The sequence below is a fragment of the Priestia taiwanensis genome (assembly GCF_014638355.1).
Classification (GTDB): Bacteria; Bacillota; Bacilli; order Bacillales; family Bacillaceae_G; genus Priestia_D; species Priestia_D taiwanensis.
This window is the reverse complement of record NZ_BMFK01000001.1, coordinates 544,286-563,582: the sequence shown is the minus strand read 5'-3', so window position 1 is coordinate 563,582 and position 19,297 is coordinate 544,286. Positions and strand designations below refer to the sequence as shown.

27 protein-coding genes are annotated in these 19,297 nt (G+C 34.6%); 11 read left to right on the top strand and 16 right to left on the bottom strand.

The features are described 5' to 3' along the window. Positions 1-277: 277 nt before the first annotated feature. The 5 genes from IEV41_RS03010 to IEV41_RS02990 all read right to left on the bottom strand — a co-directional run bounded on the left by IEV41_RS03010 (position 278) and on the right by IEV41_RS02990 (position 2,930). Positions 278-496, bottom strand: coding sequence for a hypothetical protein (locus IEV41_RS03010; protein ID WP_188386960.1), 219 nt, complete (start codon positions 494-496; stop codon positions 278-280). 101 nt (positions 497-597) lie between these two features. Beyond that, positions 598-762 carry a hypothetical protein gene (locus IEV41_RS03005; protein WP_188386959.1) on the bottom strand — a complete coding sequence of 55 codons (165 nt, stop codon included), beginning with the start codon at positions 760-762 and terminating at the stop codon, positions 598-600. A 53-nt stretch (positions 763-815) separates the two neighbouring features. Next, positions 816-1,496: a hypothetical protein gene (locus IEV41_RS03000; RefSeq protein ID WP_188386958.1), complete on the bottom strand. Its 681-nt coding sequence runs from the start codon at positions 1,494-1,496 to the stop codon at positions 816-818. 409 nt (positions 1,497-1,905) lie between these two features. Then, positions 1,906-2,448 carry a site-specific integrase gene (locus IEV41_RS02995; protein WP_188386957.1) on the bottom strand — a complete coding sequence of 181 codons (543 nt, stop codon included), beginning with the start codon at positions 2,446-2,448 and terminating at the stop codon, positions 1,906-1,908. After that, positions 2,445-2,930 (bottom strand): ArpU family phage packaging/lysis transcriptional regulator, encoded by a 486-nt coding sequence (locus IEV41_RS02990; protein WP_188386956.1) that lies wholly within the window; start codon positions 2,928-2,930, stop codon positions 2,445-2,447. The genes IEV41_RS02995 and IEV41_RS02990 overlap by 4 nt, the downstream gene beginning before the upstream one ends. A 313-nt stretch (positions 2,931-3,243) precedes the next feature. Here IEV41_RS02990 and IEV41_RS02985 point away from each other — a divergent pair, with 313 nt between their 5' ends. Both IEV41_RS02985 and IEV41_RS02980 read left to right on the top strand, forming a co-directional pair. Then, positions 3,244-3,486 carry a hypothetical protein gene (locus tag IEV41_RS02985; protein WP_188386955.1) on the top strand — a complete coding sequence of 81 codons (243 nt, stop codon included), beginning with the start codon at positions 3,244-3,246 and terminating at the stop codon, positions 3,484-3,486. Between the two features lie 782 nt (positions 3,487-4,268). Continuing rightward, on the top strand, positions 4,269-4,718 hold the full coding sequence (locus tag IEV41_RS02980; protein ID WP_188386954.1) for a hypothetical protein: 450 nt from the start codon (positions 4,269-4,271) through the stop codon (positions 4,716-4,718). An 88-nt stretch (positions 4,719-4,806) separates the two neighbouring features. Here the strand turns inward: IEV41_RS02980 and IEV41_RS02975 are convergent, their stop codons facing one another. The 6 genes from IEV41_RS02975 to IEV41_RS02950 all read right to left on the bottom strand — a co-directional run bounded on the left by IEV41_RS02975 (position 4,807) and on the right by IEV41_RS02950 (position 8,171). Then, the gene (locus IEV41_RS02975; protein ID WP_229722129.1) at positions 4,807-4,998 is read right to left on the bottom strand and encodes a DUF3954 domain-containing protein; all 192 of its coding nucleotides are present in this window, start codon (positions 4,996-4,998) and stop codon (positions 4,807-4,809) included. Between the two features lie 199 nt (positions 4,999-5,197). After that, positions 5,198-5,521, bottom strand: coding sequence for a hypothetical protein (locus IEV41_RS02970; protein WP_188386953.1), 324 nt, complete (start codon positions 5,519-5,521; stop codon positions 5,198-5,200). Further along, entirely contained in the window at positions 5,514-5,726 is a 213-nt protein-coding gene (locus tag IEV41_RS02965) for a hypothetical protein (RefSeq protein ID WP_188386952.1), read from the bottom strand. The genes IEV41_RS02970 and IEV41_RS02965 overlap by 8 nt, the downstream gene beginning before the upstream one ends. Positions 5,727-5,729: 3 nt before the next feature. After that, the gene (gene dnaB, locus IEV41_RS02960) at positions 5,730-7,040 is read right to left on the bottom strand and encodes a replicative DNA helicase (protein WP_188386951.1); all 1,311 of its coding nucleotides are present in this window, start codon (positions 7,038-7,040) and stop codon (positions 5,730-5,732) included. Further along, the gene (locus tag IEV41_RS02955; protein ID WP_188386950.1) at positions 7,037-7,372 is read right to left on the bottom strand and encodes a replicative helicase loader/inhibitor; all 336 of its coding nucleotides are present in this window, start codon (positions 7,370-7,372) and stop codon (positions 7,037-7,039) included. The genes dnaB and IEV41_RS02955 overlap by 4 nt, the downstream gene beginning before the upstream one ends. Then, on the bottom strand, positions 7,365-8,171 hold the full coding sequence (locus IEV41_RS02950) for a DNA replication protein DnaD (protein WP_188386949.1): 807 nt from the start codon (positions 8,169-8,171) through the stop codon (positions 7,365-7,367). The genes IEV41_RS02955 and IEV41_RS02950 overlap by 8 nt, the downstream gene beginning before the upstream one ends. A 75-nt stretch (positions 8,172-8,246) precedes the next feature. Between IEV41_RS02950 and IEV41_RS02945 the strand changes: the two genes are divergently transcribed. Next, complete coding sequence (locus IEV41_RS02945; protein ID WP_188386948.1) at positions 8,247-8,603, top strand: hypothetical protein; 357 nt, start codon at positions 8,247-8,249, stop codon at positions 8,601-8,603. Here IEV41_RS02945 and IEV41_RS02940 read toward each other — a convergent pair whose 3' ends face one another. From IEV41_RS02940 to IEV41_RS02925, 4 genes are all read right to left on the bottom strand, one after another. Further along, positions 8,604-9,062 (bottom strand): hypothetical protein, encoded by a 459-nt coding sequence (locus IEV41_RS02940; RefSeq protein WP_188386947.1) that lies wholly within the window; start codon positions 9,060-9,062, stop codon positions 8,604-8,606. 424 nt (positions 9,063-9,486) lie between these two features. Then, complete coding sequence (locus IEV41_RS02935) at positions 9,487-10,002, bottom strand: helix-turn-helix domain-containing protein (RefSeq protein WP_188386946.1); 516 nt, start codon at positions 10,000-10,002, stop codon at positions 9,487-9,489. 65 nt (positions 10,003-10,067) lie between these two features. Further along, the gene (locus IEV41_RS02930; protein ID WP_188386945.1) at positions 10,068-10,367 is read right to left on the bottom strand and encodes a helix-turn-helix domain-containing protein; all 300 of its coding nucleotides are present in this window, start codon (positions 10,365-10,367) and stop codon (positions 10,068-10,070) included. A gap of 27 nt (positions 10,368-10,394) precedes the next feature. Continuing rightward, positions 10,395-10,613, bottom strand: coding sequence for a helix-turn-helix domain-containing protein (locus tag IEV41_RS02925; RefSeq protein ID WP_308420332.1), 219 nt, complete (start codon positions 10,611-10,613; stop codon positions 10,395-10,397). A 150-nt stretch (positions 10,614-10,763) separates the two neighbouring features. Between IEV41_RS02925 and IEV41_RS02920 the strand changes: the two genes are divergently transcribed. The 8 genes from IEV41_RS02920 to IEV41_RS02885 all read left to right on the top strand — a co-directional run bounded on the left by IEV41_RS02920 (position 10,764) and on the right by IEV41_RS02885 (position 17,832). Further along, the gene (locus IEV41_RS02920) at positions 10,764-11,108 is read left to right on the top strand and encodes a helix-turn-helix domain-containing protein (RefSeq protein ID WP_188386943.1); all 345 of its coding nucleotides are present in this window, start codon (positions 10,764-10,766) and stop codon (positions 11,106-11,108) included. Continuing rightward, on the top strand, positions 11,105-11,479 hold the full coding sequence (locus IEV41_RS02915; RefSeq protein WP_188386942.1) for a helix-turn-helix domain-containing protein: 375 nt from the start codon (positions 11,105-11,107) through the stop codon (positions 11,477-11,479). Before IEV41_RS02920 ends, IEV41_RS02915 begins: the two co-directional genes overlap by 4 nt. Before the next feature lie 195 nt (positions 11,480-11,674). Further along, entirely contained in the window at positions 11,675-12,283 is a 609-nt protein-coding gene (locus IEV41_RS02910; protein WP_188386941.1) for a hypothetical protein, read from the top strand. A gap of 177 nt (positions 12,284-12,460) precedes the next feature. Then, a complete protein-coding gene (locus IEV41_RS19925) occupies positions 12,461-13,630 on the top strand; it encodes a helix-turn-helix domain-containing protein (RefSeq protein ID WP_229722128.1) in 1,170 nt (389 codons plus the stop codon). A gap of 104 nt (positions 13,631-13,734) precedes the next feature. After that, positions 13,735-15,744 (top strand): DEAD/DEAH box helicase, encoded by a 2,010-nt coding sequence (locus IEV41_RS02900; RefSeq protein WP_188386940.1) that lies wholly within the window; start codon positions 13,735-13,737, stop codon positions 15,742-15,744. Then, entirely contained in the window at positions 15,734-16,045 is a 312-nt protein-coding gene (locus tag IEV41_RS02895; RefSeq protein ID WP_188386939.1) for a hypothetical protein, read from the top strand. The genes IEV41_RS02900 and IEV41_RS02895 overlap by 11 nt, the downstream gene beginning before the upstream one ends. Before the next feature lie 98 nt (positions 16,046-16,143). Then, the gene (locus IEV41_RS02890; RefSeq protein ID WP_188386938.1) at positions 16,144-16,665 is read left to right on the top strand and encodes an ImmA/IrrE family metallo-endopeptidase; all 522 of its coding nucleotides are present in this window, start codon (positions 16,144-16,146) and stop codon (positions 16,663-16,665) included. Between the two features lie 24 nt (positions 16,666-16,689). After that, positions 16,690-17,832, top strand: a complete 1,143-nt coding sequence (locus IEV41_RS02885) for a tyrosine-type recombinase/integrase (RefSeq protein ID WP_188386937.1) — start codon at positions 16,690-16,692, stop codon at positions 17,830-17,832. Between the two features lie 887 nt (positions 17,833-18,719). Here the strand turns inward: IEV41_RS02885 and IEV41_RS02880 are convergent. Further along, complete coding sequence (locus IEV41_RS02880; RefSeq protein ID WP_188386936.1) at positions 18,720-19,277, bottom strand: hypothetical protein; 558 nt, start codon at positions 19,275-19,277, stop codon at positions 18,720-18,722. Positions 19,278-19,297 lie beyond the last annotated feature (20 nt).

Sequence of the window (19,297 nt, the reverse complement as noted above, 5' to 3'; positions counted from 1 at the left end):
ACTTATAGACTGTTATTCCTAAAAACTTTAATGTAGTTATGAAATACGGATGTTTGAATTCCTTTGTTTTATTAAACATATCTATCGTCTCCTTTTTTATAGAACAAATTATATATTTGGAAGATTAGTAATATCACCCAAAACGGGGTAAGTATACAAACAGCTACTATTATTCCAATAAGTACGTGCGCCATGTTCGAAGGATTTTTTGCTACTTGTTTACAAAACTCTCAATACATGGCAACGACTGAATATACAACACCTATCGCTAAGTATCCTAATAGCCAAATGATTTAACCACCCGTTCCCACTCGATATACTTAATCTCACGAACTGGTATTATTGCATTGTCAAAGCCAAAGAATCCGGTGTTGCCATCTGAATTATTATCCAGTCCACTTAGTGCTTCATTAATCTCTTTATCAAATACTTCTTTAGATACCACTAAACTCTTGTTGCCGCCATGAACAAGGTGTACTATCACTTTTACTTCCACATCATTCACTCTCCTTCAATTACAGTATGTGAAACTTCACTATCTAATAATCACTATCTTTGCTGATACTCTTAAATTCAAACGCTTGGATTTCCACACCGCTAGCACCGCTTTAAAATAACAAGATTTTTAAAGTCACACGGTAACTCTACACGCTTATATGCCTTATTTACATACAAGACACTAACTTCTCCCTTTTTTTCCAACTCCTGAATTAACGATTCTGTTGAATAATCTTTAATATTGGTATTATTGTACTTTTTCAAATTGCGTCCCCCTTTTTATAGCACAATAAAAAACACACCAAATTCGATGTGTTTTAATGTGTTCTATCAATCCATTTTATTTTAAATTCCTTATGTACACTTATTATCTTCTCTATTGATTTAATAGTTATTTTTCTTGTAGTACTATAAAAAATTCTTAAATTCTCTTCATTTTGTTCATATGACAGACTCCCCCCACATCTAACTAAGTCAAAAATCAATTTCTCAATAGCCATGTTATCATCTGGTGCTACCAAATCAATAATATATGCACATCTATCACTATTATCCATATAAGATGAGAATTCATTATTAAGTTGTGCAAAATTCTTATTAACTATTTCAGCAATTTCTTGCTTATCAATTTCTTTACCCTCCGGTTGTTTATTAGTTATTTCTTCTAAAATCTTATTTTTTGTAGATTCGGTAAAGTCATTAAAATTCAAGTCATTAATTTTACCATCCATAGAATCTACCTTCGCTTCAATTTTCACCAGTGATTCTCTCATAATACTAGTAGTCCTATTATTATCACTTTCTTGCTGTTTAGCCATATAGATTGCTACTCCTGCAAGTGCGATTGAAACTGAACTAGATATAAAGGAAAATAGATTAACTACTTCTTGATTATCTCCTAACCTAAACGTCAAGATTAATATTATGATTCCCACTAAAATAGCAGTTAACCATCCCCAGTCTCTATTACTCCATTTCTCCCACTTATTACTCCTCATTACCCATCGCCTCCAAACCACATTATTCGTCATTGTACGCAATAAATCTACATAAAACGTTCGTGATTTTTCGACAAACAAAAAGAGCAACCGTGCACCAGTTGCCCTTTCATCAATATTCACACATCTCACAATACAAATATAACACGAAAAAACCAAATTAACCGGTACATTTGCAGTCATGACTCTGCCACATATTTTATCAGCCTCTTCACTACTTTTTCTTCCCTCTTTCTTTTAACATCTATCCAGCATATATCAGTATCAATGACTTACCCATATCTTATATTTTGTGTAACTCTCCTAAATGCTGTATCCCTTGTTACAACTAGTTTTATCCATCCTTCTATTCTGAGTTACACATCACGAAAAAAATGGTGAATTGTATAATAAAAAGAAAAGGATATTGCTAGATTCGGAATTTAATCATAGCCTTATCCATTGCATCTTGATTCACACCAATATACCTCAATGTAACTCTCTCTGATGAATGATTGAATATCTCCATTAATAGCGCTATGTTCTTTGTCTGCATGTACATGTGATAACCAAAAGTCTTCCGTAGTGTATGCGTACCTATCTCATCTAAATTAAATTCTGCTGCTACATCTCTAAGCACTTTATATGCCATGCTTCTACCAATTGGCTTATTACTACCTTGCCTACTTTTAATTAAATATTCATCGTCCTCTCTTTCATCAATGAACCACTTTAATTCTCTTCTTAATGAAGCATTTATCTGTGTACGTTTCTGCTTTCCAGTCTTCATCTCCCTCATAGAAATATGACTTCCCTTCATATCTCCAACTTTTAGTTTTAAAATATCGCTAATACGAAGCCCTGTATTAATCCCAACTACAAATAAGATGTAATTACGTTCATTCTTCACTTTGAGATACCCTTTTATTTGCTGTATTTTCTCAGGATCGCGTATCGGCTGAACAAAGTTCATGATTGGGCCACCTCCAATTGTTCTTGCTCGTAAACTTCTAATCTAAGTGCAAAAGCAAGATTATAGAATGCCCTAACTTTAACGCGACGGTATGTCCTTTCACTCATACCAATTTCGTTATAAACCATATAATCACATACATCTGCATCTTCTAAATATCGCTTCGTAATAATATCTCGTTGATTCCTTCCGGCAGTACCATTTCCAAACCGCGCTAAAGCTTGCTCAATCCGAAGTGACATTCTCTTTAACCATTCATCCCGTTTACTCTGTTGAATATTAGCAAGAGCCACATCTTCTAATGGATTACCAACTGTATTTGTTGAACCGTGATACCTTACTTCATAAGAAGGAGTTACTTTCATTTCTTCACGGATCATTCCAAATTGCCTATAAATACGTATTTCTTCTAAGATACCCTCTAACTTTTCCTGCGTTGCTTTACGATCAATCTTTGGTAAGAATGATAACTGTGCTGTCATGTAAACACACTCCTTTTCACTATCGAGTATTTTTGGAAAAATACTTTATCTCTTGTCAATAAAATAAAAAGGACACCAAAACACAGAGCAATTAACGCTCTATGCTTCGATGTCCTCCAGTTCTTCTGGTCAGACTATATTTTAGTATCAATTCTTATTAAACATTATAACAGTTAATCATCCCTTACTAATTAGTTACAAATAGTTACATTTTTAAAAAATAAGTAAATTTACTCATCCATGGACAAATTTATTTCTTCTACACTGTAAAAGTGTTTCCAAATCTAATATTTTGAAAGGTGACGATAAGTTGATGTTTAAAAAAATTCTTTTATCCAGTGTACTAATTGCCGGTTTCTTAGGAGTATCAACCACTCAAATAAATGCTAATAACGACCATGGCTGGGGAACTGACCATCCTTGGGAATCTGGCGGAGGTTCTCCTTGGATAATAACTGATGTAAACAATCCTTCTGCATCTGGTGGGGACCCTGGATGGAGTGCAGGCGGTCCGGTACTTCCTTGGGGCGGCGGCTTCCCTTGGGAATCTAAATAAGATATGGATTGGCTATTTAGACAGACTTTTCTTCTTAACAAAGTCTGTCTTTTAGTGTTTAAAATATCTTTTTTGTGTTAAACGAACATTTTCATTTATTTCGTTCACATTATAGCTGGACAAGCATATGTTGTTATAGATCGGATGATTAACCCCCACTATTGGAGCATGCTTATGTGTGCTCCTTTTTTGTGTCATTAAAATTATGTTTGCATATATTAAAATTACAAAAAAACTGCTCAATTTTGGTCAAGGAGCGCCTTGGAAAGCGCTCTTTTATTTTTTTGTTGCACATCATATTTTAAATAAGCATATATTGTAGTACCATTGTATTTATTGACATTTCACCCTTAGAGCATACTTTATGTGTGCTCTTTATATTTGTCACCACTCTTGTTCTTTTCACATATACTTGTACTATATCAACTTTCCTAGAAGTATTTCACATACTTCTCCTTTCAGAAAGGACCTACTTTGAGGCAGTGGGTTCTTTCTAACTTTTATAAAATTCAGGTTGAATGTCACACAAATCCTAAATGTCTACATAAACTATGGGTATACATAACCTTTGAGTATACATTTTAGTCACTGAGCGCCTTTAAAGGTGCTCTTTTTCTTATTCAAATAAAGATTTTATAAAGATTCTATAAAGATTTATCTTCCATCTCTGCACATAAATCACAAATAGTTACAACATTCAAATATAGTAGATGAACAAGCAAATCTTCTATACACTAGAGACGTATTATCATTCTAATTTCTTGAAAGGTGATGGTAAGTATATGTTTAAACAAATTATTTTATCTAGTGTGTTATTAACTGGTACTTTAGGAACTTCAACAGCGTTAGCGCAGACTAATAATTTAATTACACCCCCCGCATATAAAGAAACCGAGTTCCAGTACGGTCCAATCGATTTCCACTTTTCTTCTACGACACATACGCATACGATAGACCAGCTTCTACATGTAACCAAAAGCAAATTCAAAATAGATACATTCACGGCAGTCGCTATTTATAGTGATAAACCTTTTAGATACACAGTTGTTTTAAAAAACCTTTTAACAAATGAATTCCAACGTAATGTAATAAAGGGGAAGTTTAATGGTATTGAATACGCTGGCTTTGTCGAATTCGGTCCTTTAGAAACCGCAACTTACCAAGTAATTTTAGGAAATATGGCTGAGACAGAACAAAAAGGGCAAATCAGGATGTGGTCTTTCCAGGGATAAGTTATATTTTTTCAACAGGTGAACTTTATAGAAAAGCCCACCTGTTTCTCCCTCTAATTTCTCTATAAAATTCAAATCTTATAACACTTCAAATCTTCCTACTAGACCGTTCATCTATACGAATTACTTTCCCATTCTGCCAAACTGCTGTATGTTCACCGAATCCTGTACTTGGCTGCTCAACCATCTCTACATTTCCATCCTTGACGATGAAAATTCTATTCTCACTTACGTCTATCTCTGCTGTCATTTTCATAATGTCGACTTTAATTTGATTCACCAAGATCACTCCGTTCATGTTATAATTAATTTGTCCTAATTAATCTAGTCGAGAGCAATCTCGGCTTTTTTTATTTCATCATTCTGTCATATAACTGTTGAAGTTCTTTATCTGACAAAGACTGAAGGTAGTCCTTACTATATCGGCAACCTAGCCATAACCATTCAATCATTTCTTCACGCTTCATACTTGCTCCTCCTTAAATATATTGGACCACCTGCAACGGTATAAAAAACGCTTTTCCATCCTGTATCGGTACTCTAATTTCTACCGGTTCTTTATTAACACGGTGTTCTTCTAGCTTTGCAATCACTTCATCATAACTACACTTCACTTTCTTCCATAAGCAATAACACATATGATCCCATGTTTCATAATCTTTACTTTGAGTAGCATCATGTGGAACGCTGACCAAGACATCTGTATATACCTGTTCATTCACTTTCTTAACCTTAGCCTTTGATAAATCCAATGCGACAATTAATTCCTCAACATCGAAAATATTCAATTGCTTTTTACGCATTGGAAATTACCACTTTATCATTTCCAATTCGATAGATGTATGCTAGGTTCCACTCATCTATCTCAACTCGAATATGATTATCGCATTCCTCAAATGTGCTATCTGGTTCTAATTCTTTTACATACTCCACTGCCTCTTTTTTATATTGAAACTCTTGAAAACTTGGAGACATTCCATCTGTATATACCGTGATTACTAAATACATTTTCTACGCCCCTTTCTGCTCTTCAAAACGCCTTTCTAAGTTCACAAATTTATTAAACTCTTTAACAAATGCCAGCTGTACCGTTCCAACTGGGCCATTGCGTTGCTTCGCTAAGATAATCTCAATCATATTTTTCCGCTCAGAGTCCTTATGGTAATAATCATCACGGTACAAGAAAGCAATTAAATCTGCGTCTTGTTCAATTTGTCCCGACTCTCGAAGATCGGAAAGCATTGGACGTTTATCTTGTCGGGCCTCTACTCCACGAGATAGTTGAGATAATGCCACTACACATACGTTTAGTTCCCGCGCCATAATCTTCAACTTTCTACTAATCTCCGAAATCTCTTGCATACGATTGCCTCCGTGCTTCCTATCGCCAATGATGAGTTGCAGATAGTCAATAACAATCAAACATTGTTTGTCTTGATGCTTACGCTTGAATTTTCGAACCTGTGCGTAAATCTCTTGTATCGTAATCCCTGGCTTGTCCCATATCTCCATCTTCCATTTGTTAATCATTGCTACTGAATTGCTGAATCGTTCCCAGTCTCGTACATCGAAAAATTGACGTGCATTCTTCATCTTCATACCGTTTATATGACCTACACTTGACGCAATCCGTTTTAATAATTGCTGTTTCCCCATTTCAAGAGAGAAGATTCCAACTGCCGTTCCTTTCTCCGCTGCGTTTGAACCAATGTTTAATGCAAAAGCCGTCTTACCAACTGAGGGTCTAGCACCAACAACAATAAAGTCTTGGTCTTGGAATCCATTCGTTAAGTTATTTAACTCGTTGTAGCCAGTATCAATTCCCGTCAAACCACCTTTTTCTTGTTGCATATCTTCATATAACTCTAGTAACTCATCACTCAAATCAAATTCATCAACTAGACCTACTTCACTCAATCCTGTAAGTTGGTCGGTTATTTTATGAATTGCTTCAAGTTCTCCTACTTTCAAATGCTCGTTCAATTTAGAAGTTAATTTGAGAGCTTCCCGCTGTCTCCATCCCTCCAGAACTGATTCGGTATAGAAATTGAAACTAGCTGTTGATGGAGATTGAAAAGCAAGTTTATTAAGATATGTAGAACCTCCTGCTTGTTCTAATGTATTCCCTAATCCCATCATTACGGACACCAGTTCAATCGGTTCATTCTTCTCTTCCAACTCACGCATCTTTTTGAAAATTACTTGGTGTTGTGAGAAGTAGAAATGCTTTGGCATTAGAATTGTGTCTTTCATTAAATTCCCGTCTAGAAAGATACTGCCTAATACGGATTCCTCCGCAGCTCGAACTTGGTTTTCTATCATACTCTCGCCCCCTTCAATTTCAATTTCGTTGCGCGAATAATAGATTCCACATCTTCCAAACTTGCTGCATTATTAGACCATTTCACAACCTCTGAAGAATATATTTCTGATGATTGTTCTTTACGCTTCACAGGGATTAAGTCGCCGAGTGACGGCGGGTACTTATTGCCTGTATCGATATACCTTTTCAACATTTCGCTAGCATCATGAAAATCGTGATTGATTAGTGACTCATAAAATGCATCAATTCGATCTTGTGTGATTTCTGTATTCTTACTTGGATAAGCCAATGCAATCTTCTTCAGCAAATTAAACACTTGTTTTTTAGTCATCTAAATCAAAATCCTCCTCGTTGTATTTCGCTGGCTCTCTTTCCGTTTTCGCTTTGGATGCTTGTGTAATCTCAACATGGCGATCCAACATATACGGCACACAATAACTCACTGAACGTATCTTGTCGCGTCTATGTCTAGGTTGATAATTAACAAAACACTCTTCCAACCACTTCAAAGCATTCTCTAACGTAATACCATTCGCTAAAATTTCTTGAATGCTACTGTAATCCATTGGTGCAAGGTGTAATCCTGACTGGCGTAATTCGATAAACTTATTAGCAATAACATCAACAACATCAGCTTCTGAAGAATGTGGTATTTCATTCACGGTAGACGGCACCCCGCCACTTTCTTCACGTGCGCTAGATGATGATGCAATATCTGAAGTAATCTCTGGTAATGGCTTGTTCAATTCGAACTGTTCGTCTGCCCACTCTGAACACTCAGTCTGCTCATTTTGAACAGGTGGTCTGTCCAACCGTTCTAATCTTTTGTAATCAATTCGATACCATTTCGTATTATCAATTTTCATTTGATTGTATTTTGCTGTAATGATATACCCTTCTTTTTCTAACCGTTTCATCACTCTTCTGAGAGTCGAACCACTCCAGAATGGAAATTGTAGTATCCAAGCGTCGTATGTGTTATACACCCACTTATGACCATCGCGAATATTTTTACTATCTTGAAGCCAATAATGTAATTGCTGTAAAAGAATTGCTTCATTAAGACCTAATTTGCAAGCTAATTTCGGCAATACCATCAGCGGTTGCTCATTCAATAACAGCCTACTCATTTTTCATTCTCCTTTCTTAAATCAAACTTCCAACCTCTTATTTTGGTATAATTATCCTCAAAGGAGGTGTGATAAATGACAACAGATAACTTTGAACGCAACAGACGCTTCATGGCTGAAATGTTACATGATGGTTTTGATTCAGCTGAAAAGAGCCATAAATTACTTTTCAAATCAGATAAGAACCTAACTATTTCTCTTGCTTATTTAATGGAAGCCGATACGTTCTTCACCAACGCAAAGGTTTTCTATTTCCAAAAAGAAGAATTGTACCACAACGATATTGAGGAACTATTCCACCAGTTCCAAGTGTACAAAAAAGAATTTATGGATTGTGTTGCAACTGACCATCTTCATCAATGGACAGATATTGAATTTCGTAGATTAAAAGAAATCTTCGAAGGCCTAAACAGTTTATTAATTTTGAACTAGTTACTTAATAAGACGGTTGATAGCGATTTTTATTTCTCCAATGGTATGACTTATGTCTATCAACTTCTTACTTTGCCAAAGAATTTCCTTACCTAGATAGCTTTCTGGATTAATACCGTGTAACTTCTCAATTCCTTTCACTTTTTCAATTTCCTTTTCAATAATCTCCTTTGTACTCTCTGGCAAGGTCATGAGAAACTCATTCATAGTTCCTCCCACTTTCTTAACAGGCTCTAACTCCATTAAACATCTAGCCTCATTCCTTAACTCTTCAATCACAAGAACGGCTAAATCGTTTCTGTCAAAACGAGCTTCTTTTTCCTTTTTACGTAGGTACTTCTCTACATCCCCATAAGTCTCACACTCATCATCAATTACCTGTTTTAATTCTTCTTTTACTGCGTGTACATCCTTATGGAACTTTTCGATAATATCAAAAAATGTTTGTTTTTTATCCATTCTTAATCCCCTTTCTGACGCTATTCGCATCGTTGTAACCAAGAACCTAGTAACGTACTCTCGGGGGAAGTAGCTCTTGATTACAACGACAAGAATAAAAATCACTTGTCGCTTTTTCTATTCATTTGTTATAATTAATTAAATCGAAAACTTTTCTAGTGACTTGTTACAATGCCCGTAACAAGTCATTTTTCTATTTCTGAGACTTTTTCTAAGAACCACATGTAAAAAACTGCTCCACCGCCACATACCATACCGAGTATCAAACAGAAGAATTCCATGTAGGTCATTTGTTTATCTCCCCTCATATAGCTTTTGGCAATACTTACGAAAGATTAGTGCTTGCTCCAACGTCTCCAATTCTGAATAAGCAACCTTAATTTGACTTAATAGTAAAACTTGCTGCTTCATATTTTTTCTCCCTTCAACTATTCGTGTACTTTCTTGCTTTCAGTGACACTTGCCAATACTTGAAAATATCATTCATAGAAAATCCATATCTATCACATAGAATTGCAACTAGATTCATCATTGATGCTGTTGCGTCTAGTACCTCATGCATCGCCTGTTTCATCTCATCCTTCTCTCTGTCCGACCATGCATTCGCTGGCTTGAACCAACAAATACTTTCCAAATGCTCCAGTGCTTCTCCCGTTTCCTTTTGCACCATATACATCATGCTCGAAGGATGATGGTCCACATGTTCCCCATTCAATAATGGAATACTGACTGTCCCTGCTGCTTCTCTCCATATATGGAAGAATAGCTGTGGATCATCCATCTTTTCTGAAATGTGCTTGTGTAAGTCTTTTGGTAGAACTCGACTTTCTGTTTCGTATTTAGCTAATGACTCACGACTAGTAGGAATCCCTACTGATAGTGTTTCTTGTGTATACCCCTTTCGCTTTCGAGCCATAGCAATTTCTCTTCCTATGCTCATTCCTTCTCCTCCATCCGTACCTAAATGGTCATTTATTTGTGACAAATAAATATGATAGATTTACATTAGATGATGTGCTTTTCGTAGTAATCAGTATTCTCTTCCATCCAAGAAGTATGTTTCTCAATCCACTGGAAAAGTAAATGTGTTGGGATTAATACCCCTGCTTCACGGAATACTGGAAAGTCTGCACGACTTAGTAACTCGGAAGCTTTTGTACGTTTGATGTGAAGTAATTCCATTAACTGCGTTATCGTGAGCATTGGAGGTAATTCATTCTGCTTATCACGATGAAAGTTCGCTCTTTCCATTTCTTCACGAATAATTTGTCGCAATGGTTCTATGTCAAAATTAGCTGTAATCATATATCTCACTCCTTATTAATAAATAAACTAAACTTTGCGAACTGCGTAGCGAGTTGGTAAAAAAAATTCTTCTATCTGTTTGCCGTATAAGTGTGCTATTTGATTGGCTCGTTCAACACTTATCTGTCGCTTCCCGTTTTCAATTTGAGATAGATAACCAGCTGGGATACCAAGTTCCTTACCAGCCTGCTCAATACTTATCTCTAAACTTTCACGTAATTTTTTTAGTTCACTCAAATTCCTCACCTCCAAAAACTTTGCAAATTGCGTTGTTGAATATAATATACTACTCGTTACGAGTATGGTCAATGCATTTTGCAAAGTTTTTTCCAAAATATTTTAAATTCGCACTTTGCAAAGTATAATTGTAACTAGTAGAAAGGTAGGAGGATTCCTATGCTTGGAGAGAATTTAAGAAGATTAAGAAAGCAAGAAGGCCTAACTATGAAAGAATTAGGTCAAAAATTACATTTAGCAGAGTCAACAATATCCGGATATGAAATAGGAAATAGAACTCCTGATTATGAAACACTTGGTCGAATCGCAGATTTTTTTGAAGTTTCCATTGATTACCTTTTAGGAAGAAGTACAGATAAAGAGTTGATAAATAATCCTGAGTTAGGGTTATGGTTCAAAGACATCCAAGATGCTTCACCTGAAAAACAAGAAGAACTTCGAAAGTTTTGGGACTTTATTAACATGAAAGAAAAAGACCGTAAAACAGGAGAGATTCAAAAATGAATACACTCGGAGAAAGAATGCGTCATATACGTAAAGTACATGCCTACACACAAACAAGGGTTGCACAAGCACTAGGTATGTCTAATGTACAATTATCACGCTATGAATCGGGTGAAAGAAAACCTGAGCCTGAAATGATTAAAGCTATAGCATCTTTTTATGAAGTTTCTACAGACTATCTATTAGGAACCATTGATGCATATACACATAAGGATGACACAGCGATAGACAAAGCCCTTAATGATCCAGAACTAGGATTATGGTTTAAAGACATCCAAGATGCTTCGCCTGAAAGACAAGAAGAACTTAAACAGTTTTGGGAATTTATCAAAACGAAGGAAAAAGATCGTAAGTCTGGGGACAAGCAATAATAACACACGCTTTAATTGCGTGTTTTTATTTGCTTTAAACTGTATGAAAATTACATCAATAGAAAATATTAAATAAATATGGTTAAATAAGAAATTCATCTATCCTTTTCCATATCTAGTATTACTAGTTTTATATACTAATATGATTTTTTCACACTAATATATACTCTTTGGCTATTTTTAGGGGGATTAATCGTGGCAAAAAATGAAGTAAGGTTCTATGACAAAGTATGGTTTATTCTTTTAATGTGTGTTCTTCTTCCACCATCAATTCTTTATTATCTTACAAGACTAAAAAAGAGAAATGTGCAAATTGCTTTAGGAGCAGTTACTATTTTTATACTTCTCGGTTTCCCGTTCGCGACGAAGGTTGATAATACAAAAACAGCTTCACCAGCCGAACAAGAAACTAAAGCTGAGACCGAAGAAAAGGCCAAAACTGAAACTGCACAGGAAAATAAAAGTGAAGTTAAGCAAAACACAGAGCAGAAATCTACAGCTAAACAGACGAATGAAAATGTATGTACATATGACGAAGATGATGATGACTGTGACGATGATGTCACAGCACCAAAAGCTAAAACAACTACTGAACCAAAAAATAAGACGAAAGCTACAACTGAATCTAAGCCAAAGTCTAAAACGACAACTAGTCAAACAACCAAACCAAATACAGGATCCAATAAAAATTCAACATCCAACTATAATAAAGCACCAAGTACTAGCCGAAGTAGTGGCAGTGGCAGCAGTAACAATAGTAGTCGTAGCAGTAGCGGTAGTAGCAGTAGTAGATCTGGAAGATAATTAAAGCTACTTGTGTAGGCGTATTCTTTAAAAATAAGTAAAACAAGCTTTAATTGCGTGTTTTTGTTCGGCTTCAAATGCATGAAAATCACATTAATACTTTATTTTATACAAATAAACTAGACCTACTAAAAAATCCAACAAAATACAAACTATATAATTGGAAGTGATTACGTAATGAATATAATAAAACCGGAAATGATTGATAATATTATTGGCAATTGGTCTATAATAATCGCCATTGCTGCTGCTATTGGTACAGGATTCCTCTATGTATTCAAATACCAAGTGAAATCTGATTTTGAAGTAATATTTGAAAGTAGAATAACACTAAATCTCAGAAATTTGGCACAAGAAGCAGTTAATATATTACTTGTATATCTTTATACTTTAGTACTGTCTTTTTGTTTTTGGATACAAGTCCCTAATGAAAATACAGACTTGAAGAAGACATTAACAGGATATGCTTTGCTAGTATTTATGTTGATGTTTTCATTAATTGTTCTTTTGTTTTTTGTACAAGGACTCATGCATGTCATAAGAGCATACAGGTCACGACGTAAATTCTCTTTAAATAAAATTACTCTCTTTTTAGAAAGTAATTCTTTAAAAGTAACTGGTACAGTATTAATTGCTTTATTTGTTATGTCTGGAAGTGCATGCCTAGGTTTTATGTACCGCGATTCTAATGATTTACAGTCAGTCATAATATTCAATTTATCGGTAACAGTAATGGGATACCTAGCTCTCTCATTACATACGAAAAAAAAGTTATTTCAACAAAAATACTACTATATTAAAGATCAAATAACTGCAAGTGATATAGAAAAACTAGAACTAATTCACCTATACAATCTTAAAGAAAATAAAGTAGTTTTGACAGAGCGAAAATATGTAAAAAACTATGACATACTATACTTACATGAGCAAGAACAACTAAAAGATGATTCTTACTACAAATATACTAGAGTTTTAGTAGATGATCCGAATAAAGAAGAAACGATTCTAGGGTTCCCTAGACGTATAAAAGAACTTCGCTTAGAACGTAAACTTACTGAAAAACAGTTAGGTAAAGAGATAGGTGTCACTAAAGGCTACATATTTGGATATGAAAACGGCAACCGTACACCTGATATTGAGACATTACAAAAGTTAGCAGACTACTTTGACGTGTCCGTTGACTATCTTCTTGGTCGCTCAAATAAAAGAAATTTAGAAGATGATTCAGACCTTGAGTTATGCTTCAAAGATATCCGTAACTCCACTCCTGAAAGACAAGCAGAACTTCGACGATTTTGGGAGTTTATGAAAGCAAATGAAGATAACTCTGAGGTTGAAAATAAATAAAAATAAGACACGCCTTAATTGCGTGTTTTATTTTAGTTACATATGTCAGAACATTCATTCTATAAGCGAGATAAAAATTATTGATATAGAAAAGGAGACTAAACATGAATATCTTTCAAGAAACTAAACCAGTAATAGAAGGAAATACCAATTTATACGCTCCACAAATCAATGCATATCGAGCAGCCATTTCTCACTACAAAGAATTCCCAGAACTTAGTCATCGAGAGAGCCTTATTGTGATGCCAACTGGTTCAGGTAAAACAGGTGTTATGGCTATGCTGCCTTTTGGTCTAAGTGAAAAAAAGGTATTAATCATTACTCCTGGTAAGATTGTTCGAAAAACAGTATTTAAAGAATTTGATTCTATTACTAACCCTGAACACACGTTTTGGTACAAACAAAAAGTCATATTAGATCGTAAGAAATTCCCAAAAAGTTACCTATACCAAGGCTTTAATAGTAAAGATGACGAAGCTAAGCAGCAAACATTAAGAAAATTAGACCTTACAGATATTGTTATTACTAATATTCACAAGATAGTTGGCAGTAGTGATGAAGTAAATTTAAAAGAATTAGTAAGTCCAGATTTCTTTGACTTGATTATTATTGATGAAGCACATCATGTGGCAGCAGACATGTGGCAACAAACTTTAGATTATTTCAAAGACTCTAAAGTTATTAAATTAACAGCGACTCCTTTCAGGGGAGATAATCAAACTATTTCTACCCACGAATATGATCCAATTTTTGAATATACTCTTGCTGAAGCTATAGAAGATGGCTTGTTAAAAAATATCGTAAAAGCAGAAGCTATTCCTGGTGAAATGAGCTTTACTAATCCAAAGAATGGTAAAGTCTATACTCTCGAAAGAGCCAAAAGAGAGATTGGGAACAATTGGGTTAATAAAACAATTGCAATGGACGAAAAATGTTCAAAACAAGTCATCTATCATACAAAAGAAATTCTGGAGCTAAAAAGAAAAAGTTATCCTAATCACCAAGTTTTAGCCGTGACTTGTAATGAGGATCACGCTCAGCTGGTTACAAAGTGGTTTCAAGAATGCGGTCTAACGTGTTCCTATGTAAGTAGTAGATTAGCCCCTGAACAAGTTGAAATTCGCTTAAATGATTTTGCAAATGGACAATATGACGTCATGGTAAGTATACAAATGTTAGGAGAAGGATATGATAATCCTAATATATCAGTAATATCAATTTTTAGACCATTTAAAACCCTAACACCATATGCTCAAGCAATTGGACGTGGCTTAAGAAAAATACATAATGAGAATTTACAAGAAATTGATAATTTCTGTAATGTTGTATATCACCAAGAACTTGGTTTAGAACCTCTATGGAATTATTACAAAAATCAAGAAGAATATGGGAAATACTTAAAAGAACAAACAAAATTCGTTATCGAGCAATTAACGCTTACTTTTGATGAATTAGGATTTGTAGAAAAAATTCCAGTTCCTACTAAAACAGAACCTTCAGAGATTGATTCCAATCCATCAGTTGTTAATATTGGATCTGTTCAATCCTATTCACCAAAAGGATTTGCTAAACAAGACTCCTTTACAAACAATGGATTTAAAGAGTATCTTGAGTCCAGACATAAACTAATTTCTGACACAGTAGAAAGCAACAAACAAAAAATTTCTGATATTAAATCCTTATTAGAGAATGGAGCGCTTAACCAAGAACAAGCAGAACTTCTAATTAACCAATTAGAATCTAATACTCAAATTGAACATGATAATACATTTGAAGAAATTCAACACCTTCTCTTAGCAGAAACAGTAAAAGGTGATTTCAATTTATGGGTACAATCTAGACTAGAAGAATTTTTTAGAACATCTGTACTGGAAAAAGAAGGATTTGAGCTATTTGATGAAGAATTTAATATTGATAATTCACGTATAAATAATATAGGATATATACTAAAGAGTTTTAGACAAGGATTATACCGTACAACAGGCAAACATTTTTCATCATATTTACCCGAAGATTTTGCCATAGCAAAACAGCGCTTCATTAAAAAATTAGACTTTTATCTCACTCAATATGGAAAAAAGAAAGAAGGAGGTGCACAAAACGATGAACTCTAACGTAGATTATAAACTAGTCTACAAAGGCATCCATTATTTGGATTTAGTAGCACGTAATACTCAAAATGGTGGTACTATATTAGACATAATCTTTGACAAAAAAATGAACAACTGTATGAAAATTGATGTGCATACCAGTTATGCTGATGGTTTAACAACGACAATTGATAGATTAGTCTATGATAATGAGCTACTAACAACTTGGGAACTAATAACATCTTATGATACTCATACTATCTTTTCTAGAGAACTATTAGATAGCTATCTGTCTAAAGCATCAACTATCTCAGCTTTATCATAAGTAAATAAAATATATACCAAAAGCCCTCTTCACGGGCTTTTATTTTTGCTGTAAAATAGAATATATGTTCGTATTTTACAATATTGGAGTGAAATAACATGCACACGTCACAGCACTACTACACTACTCAACTTGAAGACTATATACAGAACTTGTACCACTCTCTAGGTATATTTGTTCCAGAACAAATGAATATAATGAAGGTTACTCAAAAACTCAATATATGGATCTACTTCGCTCCAATGGGAAGTTGTGCTATCGAGCGTAACGGACTAGCTAGTATCGTAATTGATAATCGTCAACCGCCTCAAGAACAATTTGAAGACTTTGGCCATGAGCTTGCTCACCTACTCTATCACGCTGGTAATCAACTACATATGCCCAAGATGTTTCTCGATTACCAAGAAGCGAAAGCACAAAGTTTCGCTATGCACTTTTGCATCCCTACTTTCATGTTACAGAAGCTATCCCTTCCCTATTCAAGATTGGAAGCGATTTATCTTATCTCTACTACGTTTAATGTCACGCCAGAGCTTGCTGAGAAGCGCTTGGAACATTATGAGCAACGAATACTCACAAGTCGCTTTCATGACATTGTACGTGCCGAATATGCCGTTTAAATATGCTAAGGGGGTATAAGACAAATGAAAGGCTATTTTAGAAAACGTGGTGACACGTGGTCATTCACGATTGATATTGGTATGGACGATCTAACAGGGAAACGCAAACAGAAAACAAAGACTGGATTTAAAACGAAGAAAGAAGCGCAAAAGGCTGCAGCTGCTATGATAATAGAGCTTGAGAAAGGCATTTATTTTGATGATAAAAATCTAACAATACTTGACGTATTTACAAAAATGAAGCCTATTCGAAAATCACATTTAAAGAAAACGTCATTTGAGAAAGAAAATAGTATCATCAAACTCCATATCCTATCTCGCTTCGGTCAGAGAAGATTAAAGGATATTAAGCCATTTATGATTGAAACCTATTACTCTGAATTACAAGATAAAGGTTTGTCTACTGGTACCATTAGCAATATACACAATTGTTTTCGAGCAATTTTCAAATGCGCGGTGGAATGGGAAATAGTACATACAAATATTCTCTCGAAAGTAAAGAAACCACGCGATACGCAGGTAAAAATGAATACTTGGACTGTTGAAGAGTGTAATAGATTTTTAGATTACCTCCAAAAGAAAAAGAACAAAAAGTATTATATTTTCTTCTTACTTGCTATCTATACCGGTATGCGTCGTGGAGAATTACTTGGGCTGACATGGAAAGATATTAACTTTGAGAATAAAAAGATACTTATTACGAAGGCACTAACTAAAACGGATAACGGACTAGCAGTTGACTCTCCAAAAACAAAGTCGTCCAATCGAAGTATCAATATTTCAGCATTTGTTGTGAAAGAGATTCAAAAATATCATCTAGATCAAAAGAAACTATTTCTTCGATTCGGTTTAAAAATCACTGAAGATTCATTTGTATTTTCGGGGGCTACTCCACGCTCTCCCCTACATTTAGATGCACCACATCACTTTTTGAAAATAAATTATAAACAAGCTGGCGTACCAAGGATACGTATACATGATTTACGACACACTCACGCAACGTTAATGCTCGAAGCTGGTGAGCATCCAAAAATTGTACAAGATCGATTAGGTCACTCCTCTATCCAAATGACCTTAGATAAGTACAGCCATGTAACAGAAAACATGCAACAAAAGGCAGCCGAGAATTTCGAGAACATCATTAATAGCACACACAAAATACAATAAGTTTTTCAATGTGGTCAAAATGTGGTCATTTGTACTTTTATAGCTTCACACACCCTTATATATCAAGGTTTTACAAAGGATTTCGTTGAGTGCTGGGAGAAAAACGAGCAGTTTTAGTGGTGTTCATTTCGTACTGCTCCAAAAAGAAAAAAGTGCTGAAAAACCTTGATATGAAAGGATTTTTGGCACTTTCGTATTTAATATGAATTATTGAGATATAGTAGCTATTTTCATAGATTTCCGGGGGTTTTTATATAAAATGTGGTCATTTTCTTGAATCAACTTCCACATTAATAAGAGTTTAAATTCCGTGTTTAATTAATGAGACGCATATACATTCATAGTGGTTCAAATATACCTGTATCTCAGCATTCTCCATAATAAACAAAGTTGTTATTTTTTTATTTTTTAGTCAAAATGTGGTCAAAAATGTGGTCATTTTCCCCTTTAAAATCTTGTTGATTTCATAAAAAGGGGATACTCTCAACGGTGATGGAAGATTTATATGGTGAAGAACCTATGAACGCTTAACGGCGTCTATTTTTCATGTAGAAAATATGCATACTTTTTATTGCATAACGCATACTAATTCCACGGTAGAAGCTTACTCCTTAAAAAACACGTAGTCTAGAGAATTCTTATTCACCTTATTTGGCTTCTCTACATGTCTTAATTGAATAACTTGTATAATACGTACAAGGCATTACAATTTCAATTTTATTGTATAATCCACACACAACGTAATTATAATAATCGTATATCAGTAATGTATTTGAGAACTCCATAGATAAAAAGGCGCACAACTCGTAATGAGTTAATGCGCTTTTTTATATTATAATATAATCTTTTAAGAAAAATAAAAAAAGCACTCAAATGAGTGCCTTCCATTATCGTAGTTGATAACCAATCCACTTACGTCCTAACCATGTTTCAATTTCATACCAAGCCTGACGTACGTCCACAGTTTGAGGTGAAACTGTTCCAGGAATGCCCTCACTCGACTGAGGCACAGCAGTATGATATAAATTTCTTTTATCTGATACTTTAAGTGTTGCGTTTGACGCATTAAAGCCAGTATCAATCATTGCTCTATTTTGTAAGACTAACTTATGCTCATACCAATTACTAGTCAGTTCCTCACCAGGAAGTCTTACCCACTTATGACCTTTATACGAATTAATTAAAAAAGCTGCGTTTACTACCTTCACGTTTTGAACAGGAGAGACATAATTTACTACAGCAAGACTAGATGGATCATTATGTAAAGATTTAGTTACTGTAATTTTGTTGTACAAGATATTGTTTGTTTCAAATACGTCTGCTCTAGAATCTCCTACTGCTGAAGCTGATGGTGCATAAATAGCTGTTAATGATAATGCAAATACAAAAAATGATGCGATTAATTTTTTCATGATATTTCCCCTTTGAATTATTTTCCACTCCAATAAATTAACACAATTAACAT